We start from the raw sequence: 12,973 nt of genomic DNA, 5'->3' as shown, positions 1-12,973 counted from the left end.
AGCGCTAAGATTTTATTGCCACTTTCGGCTCGCAAGCGGAGTGCATGCACAGTGAGTCCACGTTGGGTCCACCTTTTAAACTGCTGTCATTGTAGATGCACGCTTTTTACAAGTTGGGAGCAAATCGACGTTAGGAATAACTTTTTTATATGCTATTTACAAGAAGCAGTATGGAAAATTGCAAATGAGCACCGATTGGTTATACAGCCCTTTGGCTGAAGATTTTTGTTAGGGAAAGTCGAAAGGTTAGTAGACTCCCTTTTAAGGCACAAGGAGTGCTAAATTGTTTTAACATAATTTTAACAACGTTAAATGCTGTTAAATTTCTTGACATGAAAGCAGATCTGTAGTACCTTTGATATATCAAAAGAAACGAAAGATATTAAAAATAATATATAAAGAAGAAAGATATTAAAAATAATATATAAAGAACTTTTCATAATTTAGGTTAATAATTGGTTAGGTAAAGCTCGGAGTTCCCCACTTCGAGCTTTTATTTTTTTGAAGATAAATTTCATGCCTTTTCAAATCTAATTTTAAGCCTTTGGGTGTTTTTTCAGAACAGCTCTTCCAATAACGTTAAATTTACCGCTTGAGATAGGTGACTCAGTAGAAACGGTTGCACGAGTCTATTGTTGAATACCCCTATGGAACGAAAAAGCTCCTAAAATGAGATCATTTTAGGAGCTTTTATGCTTTATTGTTTCAGAAGGGGCGATAATTATTTGATATCTGTAACTTCAATGACAAAATCCAATGGTGAGTTTGCCGGAATAGTTCCCACAGCCTGGTTTTGGTATCCATAAAGGGAAGGTGCCATGATGTGAATTTTACTGCCTTTTTGTAGACCTTTTTCCGTTAAGCCGCCCAATTTCATGTCACCGATTTTTTGCGGAGCAAAAGCAAAGGTCCAAGTAGGAATAATGGTGCTATAAAATGGATATTGATACCCTGTGTTTGTGATGATTTCAAATTCTTTGGCAGTATCAGTTTGATCAAATACACTTCCACTCAATAATTTTCCAACATATTTTACAGTCGGTTTAAATTTTAAGTATTTACCATTTAATGTGTCAACCACTTTATATTCATAATTTCCGGTTCCTTCGGCAAGAATTTCATACCAAATTCCTGTTTCGCTATTGTATTGTGCAGCAGGGTAATTTTGGCTAACGTAATTTTTAAGTGTTACAGAATCCGTTTTAAATTGTGCATTCGCATCATAAACAGGCGCATCGTCACTTTTGTTACAGCTTACAATAAGAAAAGCGATTGCTGCAATTCCCATGAATAGTGGTGATAACAGTTTTTTCATTGTATTTTTTTATTGGTTTTTCAAGGAAAAGCTATTTTCTTTATGAAAGTAGCTTTGCAAATGTATATTATTTTTTCTTCGTTAAAAGTTTTCACTGTAAGAATTAACATTTTGATACAGTAATTTACACTTCTGGACGTGGAATTAGCTGTTTGGTATTGAACCGACATAATTACGCAGATCAGCATGTTGACTATGCTGGCACATTGGCTACTTTTGGTGAGTGCCTACAAAAAAGCCATTTTCACTAGGAAAATGGCTTTTATTTTTACTGAGAATTTTAAAAAGGTCATTATATTGTTGTTATGCAAAATATATTGGCTGTTCGTGTGAGGCCAGAAGTGGCTAGGTAAACTTTGAGTTATACCGTAAAAAAGGTTTCGCCCACACGATTTTATTCTCAGGAGTCTGAACAGTACTTAAGGCCGCGAAGCGAGCTTGAATAAAACAAAAGGATAGACGAAGGAGAATTGAGTCAATATGATTTAAATTCTTAATTATGGCTATTAGAAAGCAATGCATTGGGATAGATATCTCAAAATCAACCTTTACAGCTTGTTTATGTCAACAGGCGGAAGATGGCAAATTAACGTTCTCAAAGGTCCTGGACTTTGGTAATGATAGTAAAGGCTTCAATCAATTATTACGTTGGGTGAAAGGTCTGATTGTATCAGATTCGGAGCTAGTATTTCTCATGGAAGCCACAGGCGTTTATTATGAGAACCTGGCCCACCATCTATACAAAATCAAAAAAAGGGTTCATGTTGTGCTTCCCAACACCTCAAAACACTATTTCTCTAGTCTTAATGTGAAAACAAAAACAGATGCAGTTGATGCGCGAATTCTAAGTCAGTTTGGTATTGAGAGAGTTCATAAGTTGTGGTCCCCACCACCAAGCACACTCTTGCAGCTCAGGAATCTAACTCGTTACTATGTTCAGCTTCAGGAACAAAAGACAACACTTGGCAATATTAGTCACAGCAAGGACTGCGCACATGATATCCAAGTATTTATTACCAAGAGCAACAAAAAACTCATTACTGAGATAGATAAGGAAATCGAAAGATGCCTGAAAGAAATTAAGAAAGCTATCGAAAAGGAAGATGTACTGAAGGAGCATGTCAGAAAGGTTTTGACGATAAAAGGTGTAGGATTGATTACGGTAGCAACGATATTAGCTGAAACAATGGGTTTTGAGCAGTTTCATAGTTCAAAACAATTGGTTAGCTATTCAGGCTATGATGTAGTGCAAAGAGAATCTGGCACCTCGATTAAAGGCAAGACTAGGATCTCCAAGAAAGGAAACAGATATATCAGAAATGCACTTTATTTCCCAGCGATGGTGGCCTGTAGGTACAATGAAGCATTAAAAGAAACTTATATCAGAATCAATAAAAACAATAAGGCATCGAAAATGATTGGACAGGTGGCAATACAGCGGAAACTCTTAGTGTTGATTTATACGCTTTGGAAAAACGATACTGAATTTATTGAAAACTACCAAAGAGGTAGTCTCGATCCGAAAACCGAGACTACGCAAGATAGTTCAGTAGCTGAACTTCTTTAGAATACAAAAATACTTTTTTGTCTAAATATTTGGAATTTATAACAGTACCTTTTTTGTCTACTGTATTTTTAGTAGATATAATACAGAATTGTTAGCTGTTTTTATGAAACAAGACAATTATTATTGATTTTTGATGTCAATAACCTCAATCGTAAAATCTAAAGGAGATTTTGCAGGAATAGTAACATTTCCTGTTGAAGAGTCTTTTTGGTCATTATCACCATATGCCCATGGAGAGGGTGTAATAAATCTAATTTTTGATCCTTTTTTTAGCCCGTTTGTTGTAATGCCTCCTGTATTTTCTTCTTTACCATTAAAAGTAATTGATTTTGGTAAAAAGGCAATTTGCCAAGCTGGAATTACTTTGGAAAGGTTGAAAGAAGCTGTTTTTCCCTCCTCTGTTTGCTGAAAGACAGTTCCACTTGGAACAAGTTTTCCAACATATTTTACGGTCACATTAGGGGCAATAATTCCGCCATTTCCACTGAATGAGTAAGTGTAAGAACTCTCATCTCCTGCAGCTAAAACTTGATATGCTAATCCCAATGAATCAATGTATTGTACATTTTGAAGTTGGTTATCTGCAACATATTTTTTAATCAGGGGGAATTGTTCATCAATTCTTTTTTTATTGATCGAATCTTGAACACGTTGTTTCTCTATTTGCTCTTTGTAATAAGCATCCCAATCAAAATTATCTTTATTACAAGCTGTAAAAAGAACCCCAAGACACAAAAACGCCATTAATAATTTCGTGATATTTTTCATAATTTCTTAAAGTGTGTATTAATTATAAAATCCAAAACGCAGGAATAATGGAGTTCGCTACACGTAAATGTTAAATTATTCTAAAAAAATAGCTAACTCCTTTGAGTTCAAGTATTTTTGTTGTATGTTTTTTAGCCGAAATTCACTGTCAAAACGTAGGAGAGTTGGGAAAATCATTTTTCTCCCTTGTAGCAATTGCAAAGCTAAAGGATGGAATTGTCCTGTTTTTTTTCTTTTCTTTAAGGGCTTCCATATGCTTCGATCAAAAGCAATCTCATCGATAGATTCTGCATCTAAATGAACGGCGTAGTAGCGCTTGTTGATTAATTGGACAATCTCCTTTTTTGTAAAGATTTCCTGTTCCATTTTCCGGCAATAGCTACACCAATCCGTATGAATAAAGAGGAGCGTTTCGCGCGGAGAAACATTCAGGAGTGAATCCAGTTGTGCAAAATCAATCCAATTTATCCGCTCCTGTCCTTGAGAACAGAGCGGATAAAAGAATAGGATTAAGAGCACATATATTTTTTGGAAATGCTTCATATCCCAAATCCATGTTAATGAAAATGACCAACACGAAGGCCAAATGTATAAGTTCGAGGGCGTGTTGGACCGTAGATATAATCTGAATCACGTAGCGCTCCCTTGTCAAAGTCCTTCTGAAAAGCATTGAACATGTTTTGTACACCCCCAAAAATTTCAATGCTGAAATCTTTATGTATTGGAAAGGTATACCCTAGGCGGAGATTTAATTCCACAAAGTCCCGGGCATTTTTAAGGGTCATCACATCATTTTGAATGTGTGGAACAATCATTTTTCCCGTATATACTCCAGTCAGATCGATCGCAAATTGTTTGGTTGCTTTCAGGTTGCTATTCAAATAACCATAAATGTTGGGCGTACGGACATATTTTTTGGTGAGGATATCCTGCCCATCTTCTTTTCCTGTATAGATGATTTGGTCTTTCTTGTAACGTGAGCGCTGGATCGTCCCGCCGGTTTGGATAGAAAACCAGGAGGATGGCGCGATATTGATTTCAATATTAGAACCATACACCCGGGCCCCTTCACCATTTTGCATTTCCTGGATAATCAATCCGTCTTTTTCAGACGCCATGACGTTGACAAACTGATTATTTAGATCCGTGTAAAATCCCTCCACGAGCAAACTGGTTTGTACATTTCCGAAATTTTTATTGTAGCTAAAAGAACCTGTATACGCATTGGAGTATTCTGTTTTCAGATTTTCACCGATCAATACAAATACTTGGTTTCCGCCAATGGAAGTGACGTGCATGTCTTCATTAAATGCTTGTGGTGCGCGGAAGCCACGTGCATAGCCGCCTCTAAATTGAAGGTCTTTTGTGATATCGTATAAGATGGTCAACCGTGGGCTAAAGGTGCCGAAGCGCTGATCCGAGTTTCGGTTTATACCTGCAAGACTATATTTACCGTCAACATAGGTGTAATCATATCGCGCTCCGATTAACGTTTTAAAATTGCTTAAAGGCTTCCATTCGTATTGGGCATAACTGCCTAGTCCTTTGTTCTGCTGATCAATGGTTCGTTTATAACCTGGTATTTCATCCTGGGTATTGTTGTATGAAAACTCCACTCCGGCAGTAAATACATCTCTTTCAAAGTTGTAGGTATATTGTCCCCCGGCAACTAGCGCAATATCATTCGTTTTTCCATAGGCATTTGCTGCTAATGTGCTGTCCGCAAGGGTTGTTCCGCCCCCAAGACCGCCATAGTAGCTGTCGCGAACAGTTTTCTGTATAGAGCCATACAACGACATTTTTTGCTTATAATCTGTGGAATAGTGATCGTATGTGATTCCGCCAACAAGCGAACTGGTTTCCAACTGCTCGGTGATCTGCGTCAGGTGCGGTACTTTATCGAGTTGATCACCACCGCGGCGGAACTCGTTCACGGTGCTAAAGTCCACCGTTATCTTATCCAGGTCACTCGGCTTGTAAAATAATTTTGTGCCGAACGTGGTGTTACGAAGTTTGGTTATTTCCGAAAAACCATCGCCATTCGCATCGTAAGCTTCCCGATTACGGTGCATACCGTAGAATGTGGCTCCTCTTTTGAGGTCTTCCGAAACGGTGGAGGTATTAAAATCCACTGTATTATCCCAGCTTTTGCCGCCAATGAGTGAGTTGGTGGATTTTACTTGCCAGTCGTTTTCTACCGGATCTTTTGTAATAATATTGATTGTTCCAGCGATCGCATTGGCACCAAATAATGCCGAACCACCACTGCGCACAACCTCAATACGATCGATCATACTTGTTGGAATCTGATCCAATCCATACACGATATTTAATGCGGAAAATACCGCCCTACTGTTGATCAATATTTGTGAATAGGGGCCTTCGAGGCCATTCAGGCGGACTTGTGAAAAGCCGCAATTCTGGCAATTGTTTTCTACCCGTACACCCGGCTGATAATTCAATGTTTCCGACATGGCAACAGATTGTGTTGCATTAAATAATTTAGGCCCTATGACATTGACAACCACGGGGGCGTCCTTACGTTTGACGCCATAGCGTGTAGCCGAAACAACGACCTCATCCAAATTGAGGTTGTCTTCTTCCAGTTGAATTTGCAAAGGCGACTTCAACGTGTCTAAAGAGATGACTTTGCTGAAGGAGCGATAGCCCACTGCCGATATATTTAAGGTTACTTTTTGCGTTGGTATGGCGGATAGCTTAAAGTACCCGTTTGGATCGGATGTAGTTGCGAGCTTGCTGTTTTTTAAAGTCAGTGTACCAGAGGGAACCGCCTCATGGTTTTTGTTGAATAAGTAGCCTTCAAGTTTTGATTGGGCGTATATAGTGGATGTACCAACCAGTAATGTGGCCAGTAAAGTGTATTGCTTTAGCATCGTAATTTTATGAAAATTTTAAAAATACAGGCCTCGTATAACATGATCTGTTCCTCGTTATGAACGGCGTTCAAGGCATTGCGTCTTATCGGAAGCAGGGTAATAGCTTGTTTCCGACAAGGTAATGTATGCCGATGAGCTCACTGAAACCATCGTAACAGTATTCAGCGAAAGTTCGCTATTGTAACAGGGACAATTCTCAAAGAAGAGGCAAATAAAAATGGGATCAAAGATGATATATTGATAGCGGTATTTCATGCTGTCGTTCTGGAGCCAAGCGATTTAGCACATACGTAATCTCTTACTTGTTTGCACCAAGTTCGTTTGATCGTTATGGAACTAGGGACAGGCCCTCGAAATCTTTGATTTTTGGTTTATGCTAAGCTGGGGGGACCACGTAAGTGGTAATGATCGATCGTTGTGGTGATCGCCTCCGGACAAAATGAATTATAATGCTCTTCTTTTACTTCACGCGGAATAGGAAGTTCAAGGACGGTAAATTCGGTTTGTACGTAGGTATTGTGATAGATGACATTGAGGTATTCGATCTGGTCATCTGTTTCTTGCGGCTTTTGTTTTTTTGTAAAATCATAAGGGTGGGTGTGCATGACAATTTCACCGGTTGATTTTACCTCCTTGTGCATAAAAACAACACCCGAAATAATAATCAGCGACATTAATACCAATTGGCATAATGCGATAAGCTGACGTGGGGATTTTGTTGTTTTTCGGTACATAAAAAAGCGCTACTTTTTAGGGTAACGCTTCAAAAATACGATTTTATTTTGTGAGTATTCGTGATCCACTCATTAAAAAATTATAAAGTTTCTATGTGCTAAGCTTAACTTGCTTCCTGATTATTTAATCAGATGATTGTTGTCGTCTGGAAATACAACGGAAGGTTTAAACTGCTTAGCTTCTTCAAAGTCCATGTTCGCGTAGGAAATAATGATGACGATATCGCCAACTTGAACCAGGCGAGCCGCAGCACCATTCAAACAGATAATACCTGATCCACGTTGACCTGGGATGACGTATGTTTCAAGACGGGCTCCATTATTGTTGTTTACGATTTGAACTTTCTCGTTAGCGATGATATTTGCGGCATCCATCAAATCTTCATCTATTGTGATACTACCCACATAATTCAATTCCGCTTGTGTGACTTTAACGCGGTGAATCTTGGATTTCATTACTTCTATTACCATGGCGCAAAGGTAGGGCTTTCTGCTGAATTTGAAAGATTTGTCAATTAATTTGACAAATTATTCAGAATCATATTATCAATCAAACGGACACCTTCAACCCAGCCAGTGACAAGTGCGACATGCTGCTTGCTGAAATCGATGTGGTTGACTTCTTTTAACGTTGAACTTTCACATAGCGCAAAGTATTCAACGCTAAGCCCATCGGTGTCTGTTAAAATCTGCAGGGCTTTGTCTTTTATTTCCGCTAGTGGGATAGGGTCATGTATATGATCTTTTACGAATTGCAGAGAACGGGAGAGTGCCAAAGCTGTTCTTTTTCCAGCTTCACTTAAGCGCGCGTTTCTAGAGCTCAGTGCTAGGCCGTCTTGGTCTCTAATGATAGGACATATCGCCAATTGAATCGCGAGATCCTTCATGGCTATCATGCGTTTAATAACCATGACCTGCTGAAAATCTTTCTGCCCGAAACAAGCAATATCCGGTTGTACCAATGTAAATAATTTATAGACCACCTGCGTGACTCCTTGGAAATGGCCGGGGCGTCTTTCACCTTCCCAAATTTGGTCCAGTTCGCCAAGATCGAGATGCCAGGCCTCATTTTTATCGGGGTACATCTCATCAACACTTGGTAAGAAAAGAATGTCGCAATCAACGGATTCCAGTAATCTGATGTCGTTTTCAATGGGCCGTGGATATTTTTCGAGATCTTTCGGATCGTTAAATTGTGTGGGGTTTACAAAAATGCTGCAAACACGAATATCACTGATCGGTTTTGCATAATTTAATAGGGATAAATGTCCTTCATGTAAAGCGCCCATCGTAGGGATTAGGGCGATTTTTTGACCTGTTGATCGGGCTTCTTGCAGGTATGCTTGGAGAGATGCTTTCGTTTTGAAAATTTCCACTTTGCTATTTAGTTTTTTGTTGGCAAAGGTGCATAATATTTTGGGAATATAAAACGATGATTAATAGTAAATTGCATAGTAAGTATTTTTTTCGTACCTTTGTAGACCGATTTTACTGTTCGAAAATAATAAATAAAAATAACTGGAGATGGCAAAAACGAAGATATTGTTTATTACTCACGAGATGTCGCCTTTCCTCGAATTAACTAAAATTTCTGAAATTACACGTCAACTTCCGCAAGCGATGCAAGAAAAGGGTTTTGAGATCCGGATCTTAATGCCGCGTTTTGGGAATATCAATGAGCGTCGAAATAGATTACATGAGGTTATTCGTCTTTCAGGCTTGAACATTGTTGTGGATAATAATGATAATCCGCTAATTATTAAAGTTGCTTCATTACCTGCGGCCCGTATGCAGGTATATTTCTTGGATAATGAAGACTACTTTCAGCGTAAAAAAGTTTTTAGTGATGAGCATGGCGAATTCTTTGCAGACAATAATGAGCGTTCGGTGTTCTTCTGTAAAGGAGCATTGGAAACTGTGAAGAAATTAGGTTGGTCCCCTGATGTAGTACACTGTCATGGATGGTTCTCTGCTTTGGTACCGGCTTACGTGAAGACAACGTATAAAGACGATCCTACATTCAAGGATGCAAAAGTGATGTACTCTTTGTTCAATGAAGAATTTAAAGGTACATTAGGTACAAAGTATGCTGAAATGGCGCCCGAGGGCTCCTTTAAGGCTGCGGATGCGCAGGTGTACGGCGATGGTAGTTATGAGGCGATCTACAAAGGTGCTTTGCATTTTACCGATATGGTGGTTGTCGCTGACGAAAATGTCAACACGGAAATAGTTGATTTTGCTCGATCAAAAGATATTCAGGTTTTTGAGCCTAATGGCGATCAGGACTACGATGCTTTTGGAGAAGTATATGATCAGTTTGCGCCAGAAGAAGTAGAAGCTTAAGCTTTACCTTTCGAAGCGTTTCGAAAAACAAACAGACAATAATATAGAAAAAGGCTATTCTCAAGGATAGCCTTTTTTTTATGCGACTCTTTTTCTTCTGGTCGAACCGTTATTTCAATGATTTTCGTTGCGCTACCTGCCAGAAACCTTTTGTCGCAATAAATATAGCTGCGAATTGCTATCTTCGCAGTAATCTGTCAATGATTTTAGATGTTCATACCAGGGAATCTCAGCGAAGATGAATCGGTTTTGATCTATACCTCATAGGTTAGGTTATCAAATAGCATACATTGGCTGTATTTTATTGTATATAATTCGTGTCATGAAAATTAAGGTAGGATTTGGATTTGATGTCCATCAGATGAAAGAAGGTCATCCATTTATTGTTGGTGGAGTGCAATTGGAGCATCATGCTGGTGCCTTTGGGCATTCTGATGCCGATGTGTTGGTCCATGCGATATGTGATGCCATTTTGGGCGCTGCCAATTTAGAAGATATTGGCTACCACTTTCCAAATACAGATATGCGCTGGAAAGGCATTAGTAGCTTATTGTTGTTAAAAGAATGTATGGCGCTGATTGCTGCGAAGGGATATACGCTTGGCAATATTGATGCGATGCTGTGTCTCGAAGCTCCTAAGATCAAACCCTATATTCCACAAATGAAGGTTAAACTGGCTGAAGCAACGGGTTTGGATATCGATGACATCTCTATTAAAGCAACAACAAATGAAACGATGGGATTTATCGGTCGTCAGGAAGGGGTGGTTGCCTATGCGGTTTGCTTGATTGAACGCGCGTAGTTCGCCACAATATTTTCACGTTTAAATTCTTGCTTTTGGCCCAATTAGTAATACCTTTGCCAAAGTAGGGATTCTTGGCACACTATCTGATAGAGTGTGCATTAATGTCTTAATTGAAGTCTTTAAAGATCAAAATGATGCCCTATCCAAGTTTGCAAAATGCAACTGCGGTTGGAAAAATGGTCTCTGCATTGCGGTCTTTACAATGAATAATATTTACGTCTGAAATTTAGTAAATAGATGAAACGAGTATCAAAAAAAAATCAACTTACTGAGGCTGATGTCAAGCGGTATACGTTCAATTTTTGGAAAATTATCGTCGGGATTGTCGCGATAGGTTTTCTCTTTATATTGAGTATACGTCTTGGCCTATTTGGAAAATTACCCTCCTTCAGTGATTTGGAAAACCCCAAAAGTAATTTAGCGTCTGAAGTTATCACGGAAGATCATAAGGTATTGGGAACGTATTATGTCCAAAACCGTTCCAATGTAAAGTATAGTGAATTGTCGCCTTATTTGGTCAAAGCATTGGTTTCTACAGAGGATAAACGCTTTTATGATCACTCCGGGATAGACTACTCACGGACATTTACAGTTATCTTTCACACCTTGACCGGTAACAAACAGGGGGGAAGTACCATTACACAACAGCTGGCTCTGAATCTATTTTCGGATGGACGGCAAAAGAATTTTCTAAAGCGTGTCATCCAAAAATTTCAGGAATGGATTACCGCTGTTCGTTTGGAAAGAAATTATACCAAAGATGAGATTATTACCATGTATTTTAATACGGTAGACTTTGGTGCTTATAATACCTACGGAATCAAATCCGCTGCGCGGACTTATTTCAATACGACTCCGGATAAACTGACGGCGGAACAAGCAGCCCTTTTGGTAGGAATGCTTAAAGGCCCGGGAGCATATTCTCCTGTGCGGTACCCCGAAAAATCACGTACGCGCCGTAATACAGTATTGAACAATATGGTTGCCGCTAATTTTATTTCGGCAGAGGAGGCTACCAAAGCGAAGGAGAAACCACTTGGTTTAGAACTGAAGATTGCAAATTACGGTGAAGGTTTGGCACCCTATTTTAGAGCGGTATTAAAGGATGAAATCAAAAAAGAATTCGCAAAATTGTCCATCACCAAACCAGATGGTACGCCGTATGACCTCGATCGTGATGGATTGAAAATCTATACGACGATCAATATGTCGATGCAGCAATATGCAGAGGATTCGCAAAAAGAATGGATGAAGCAATTGCAGTCTAAATTTTCCGCACAATGGAAAAATAGGGATCCTTTTAAAGGCGACAAAGCCAAACTGCTCATGAGTGGAATGAAGCGCTCTGACCGTTACCGTATTTTGAAAGAAGAGGGCTTGAATGAAGACGCAATCAAAAAGGCTTTCAATGTAAAGGTTCCGATGAATATTTTTACGTGGAAGGGAAGTGTTGATACGATGATGACGCCAATGGATTCCATTAAGTACAATAAACTCATGTTGCGCAATGCGATGATGTCTATGGAGCCGAAGACCGGACACATCAAAGCTTGGGTTGGTGGTATTGATTTTGACCACTTCAAATATGATCAGGTAAAAATGGGTACACGTCAAGTCGGATCGACGGCGAAACCATTTACGTACGCGGTGGCGATTGACAACGGTTATTCACCATGTTACAGTATTCCCAATTACCAACAAACCTATAATGGGTGGACGCCAAGAGGAAATGCACAAGGTGGGAACCCGATTACTTTAGCGAAGGCATTGGCTTATTCGCAAAACTATGCGACGGCCTATTTGGTACACGAAGTTGGTGCTGCAGAAGTGGCCGCATTGACTAAACGGATGGGTATAACAAGTGATGTGCCTAATTATCCTTCGATCTCATTAGGTGCTTATGAAGCGTCGGTCTTTGATATGGTGGGTGCTTATTCGGCATTTGTGAATCAAGGAACCTGGATTGAGCCAACTGCGATCTTACGTATTGAAGATAAAAATGGTACACCGATCTATGATAAAGCACCAAAGGTCGTAAAAGCCTTAAATAGTGAATCTGCTTATATTATTGTTGATATGTTGAAAAAGGTGGTATCCCAAGGTACGGCGAGACGTATTCAATGGATGTATAAGCTCACCAATCCAATTGGTGGTAAAACAGGTACAACCAACGATAACTCAGATGCCTGGTTTATCGGTATCACACCGGAACTGGTTACAGGGGTTTGGACCGGTGCAGAAGATCGAGGTATTAGTTTCGACAGGATGGAGTACGGACAGGGGGCCGCAGCAGCGATGCCTGTATTTGCGTACTATATGCAGAAAGTATATAAAGATTCAAATCTGAAGTATACCAAGGGCGATTTTGAGCAACCGCAGGGTGGGCTTACCCGTGTCATTGACTGTAATCAGTATTGGGGCGGTGGTGGCTCTGATGTCGAAGATGGATCTACGGATTCAAGCGGTAAAGATGCAACTAAACTAAAAGATGATCGCTTAGGTTTCTAAGTTATTTTAACGATTACCATTGGGCCAGATAATAAA

Annotated in this window: 11 protein-coding genes; 4 read left to right on the top strand and 7 right to left on the bottom strand. The window is 39.4% G+C overall.

The features are described 5' to 3' along the window. Positions 1-721: 721 nt before the first annotated feature. Complete coding sequence (locus DTA23_RS12525) at positions 722-1,315, bottom strand: FKBP-type peptidyl-prolyl cis-trans isomerase (RefSeq protein ID WP_112374941.1); 594 nt, start codon at positions 1,313-1,315, stop codon at positions 722-724. A 499-nt stretch (positions 1,316-1,814) separates the two neighbouring features. Between DTA23_RS12525 and DTA23_RS12520 the strand changes: the two genes are divergently transcribed. Then, positions 1,815-2,882 (top strand): IS110 family RNA-guided transposase, encoded by a 1,068-nt coding sequence (locus DTA23_RS12520; RefSeq protein ID WP_112374335.1) that lies wholly within the window; start codon positions 1,815-1,817, stop codon positions 2,880-2,882. Positions 2,883-3,002: 120 nt separating this feature from the next. On the opposite strand, the gene DTA23_RS12515 is transcribed toward DTA23_RS12520, so the two are convergent. The 6 genes from DTA23_RS12515 to panC form a co-directional block, all read right to left on the bottom strand. Next, positions 3,003-3,650: an FKBP-type peptidyl-prolyl cis-trans isomerase gene (locus DTA23_RS12515; protein WP_112374940.1), complete on the bottom strand. Its 648-nt coding sequence runs from the start codon at positions 3,648-3,650 to the stop codon at positions 3,003-3,005. Between the two features lie 75 nt (positions 3,651-3,725). Continuing rightward, positions 3,726-4,193, bottom strand: a complete 468-nt coding sequence (locus DTA23_RS12510) for a thioredoxin family protein (RefSeq protein WP_112374939.1) — start codon at positions 4,191-4,193, stop codon at positions 3,726-3,728. 14 nt (positions 4,194-4,207) lie between these two features. Beyond that, positions 4,208-6,544 carry a TonB-dependent receptor gene (locus DTA23_RS12505; protein WP_112374938.1) on the bottom strand — a complete coding sequence of 779 codons (2,337 nt, stop codon included), beginning with the start codon at positions 6,542-6,544 and terminating at the stop codon, positions 4,208-4,210. Positions 6,545-6,918: 374 nt separating this feature from the next. Continuing rightward, positions 6,919-7,281, bottom strand: a complete 363-nt coding sequence (locus DTA23_RS12500) for a DUF8478 family putative metalloprotein (RefSeq protein ID WP_070570114.1) — start codon at positions 7,279-7,281, stop codon at positions 6,919-6,921. A 120-nt stretch (positions 7,282-7,401) separates the two neighbouring features. Further along, positions 7,402-7,752, bottom strand: a complete 351-nt coding sequence (gene panD, locus DTA23_RS12495) for an aspartate 1-decarboxylase (RefSeq protein ID WP_070570112.1) — start codon at positions 7,750-7,752, stop codon at positions 7,402-7,404. Between the two features lie 44 nt (positions 7,753-7,796). Further along, on the bottom strand, positions 7,797-8,657 hold the full coding sequence (gene panC, locus DTA23_RS12490; protein WP_112374937.1) for a pantoate--beta-alanine ligase: 861 nt from the start codon (positions 8,655-8,657) through the stop codon (positions 7,797-7,799). Positions 8,658-8,805: 148 nt separating this feature from the next. On the opposite strand from panC, the gene DTA23_RS12485 reads away from it, so the two are divergent. The 3 genes from DTA23_RS12485 to DTA23_RS12475 all read left to right on the top strand — a co-directional run bounded on the left by DTA23_RS12485 (position 8,806) and on the right by DTA23_RS12475 (position 12,937). Next, positions 8,806-9,624 carry a glycogen/starch synthase gene (locus DTA23_RS12485; protein WP_070570107.1) on the top strand — a complete coding sequence of 273 codons (819 nt, stop codon included), beginning with the start codon at positions 8,806-8,808 and terminating at the stop codon, positions 9,622-9,624. 322 nt (positions 9,625-9,946) lie between these two features. After that, complete coding sequence (gene ispF / locus DTA23_RS12480) at positions 9,947-10,426, top strand: 2-C-methyl-D-erythritol 2,4-cyclodiphosphate synthase (RefSeq protein WP_070570337.1); 480 nt, start codon at positions 9,947-9,949, stop codon at positions 10,424-10,426. Positions 10,427-10,666: 240 nt separating this feature from the next. Continuing rightward, the gene (locus DTA23_RS12475; RefSeq protein ID WP_112374936.1) at positions 10,667-12,937 is read left to right on the top strand and encodes a penicillin-binding protein 1A; all 2,271 of its coding nucleotides are present in this window, start codon (positions 10,667-10,669) and stop codon (positions 12,935-12,937) included. Positions 12,938-12,973: the final 36 nt, after the last annotated feature.

Origin of the sequence: Sphingobacterium multivorum (assembly GCF_900457465.1) — a bacterium.
Lineage (GTDB): Bacteria > Bacteroidota > Bacteroidia > Sphingobacteriales > Sphingobacteriaceae > Sphingobacterium > Sphingobacterium multivorum.
Note: the sequence above shows the minus strand (reverse complement) of the source record. Positions and strands in the feature narration are given on the sequence as shown.

Coding starts and splice junctions, on each gene's coding strand:
- DTA23_RS12525 (WP_112374941.1), bottom strand. CDS start 1,315: ATGAAAAAACTGTTATCACCACTATTCATGGGAATTGCAGCAATCGCT.
- DTA23_RS12520 (WP_112374335.1), top strand. CDS start 1,815: ATGGCTATTAGAAAGCAATGCATTGGGATAGATATCTCAAAATCAACC.
- DTA23_RS12515 (WP_112374940.1), bottom strand. CDS start 3,650: ATGAAAAATATCACGAAATTATTAATGGCGTTTTTGTGTCTTGGGGTT.
- DTA23_RS12510 (WP_112374939.1), bottom strand. CDS start 4,193: ATGAAGCATTTCCAAAAAATATATGTGCTCTTAATCCTATTCTTTTAT.
- DTA23_RS12505 (WP_112374938.1), bottom strand. CDS start 6,544: ATGCTAAAGCAATACACTTTACTGGCCACATTACTGGTTGGTACATCC.
- DTA23_RS12500 (WP_070570114.1), bottom strand. CDS start 7,281: ATGTACCGAAAAACAACAAAATCCCCACGTCAGCTTATCGCATTATGC.
- panD (WP_070570112.1), bottom strand. CDS start 7,752: ATGGTAATAGAAGTAATGAAATCCAAGATTCACCGCGTTAAAGTCACA.
- DTA23_RS12485 (WP_070570107.1), top strand. CDS start 8,806: ATGGCAAAAACGAAGATATTGTTTATTACTCACGAGATGTCGCCTTTC.
- ispF (WP_070570337.1), top strand. CDS start 9,947: ATGAAAATTAAGGTAGGATTTGGATTTGATGTCCATCAGATGAAAGAA.
- DTA23_RS12475 (WP_112374936.1), top strand. CDS start 10,667: ATGAAACGAGTATCAAAAAAAAATCAACTTACTGAGGCTGATGTCAAG.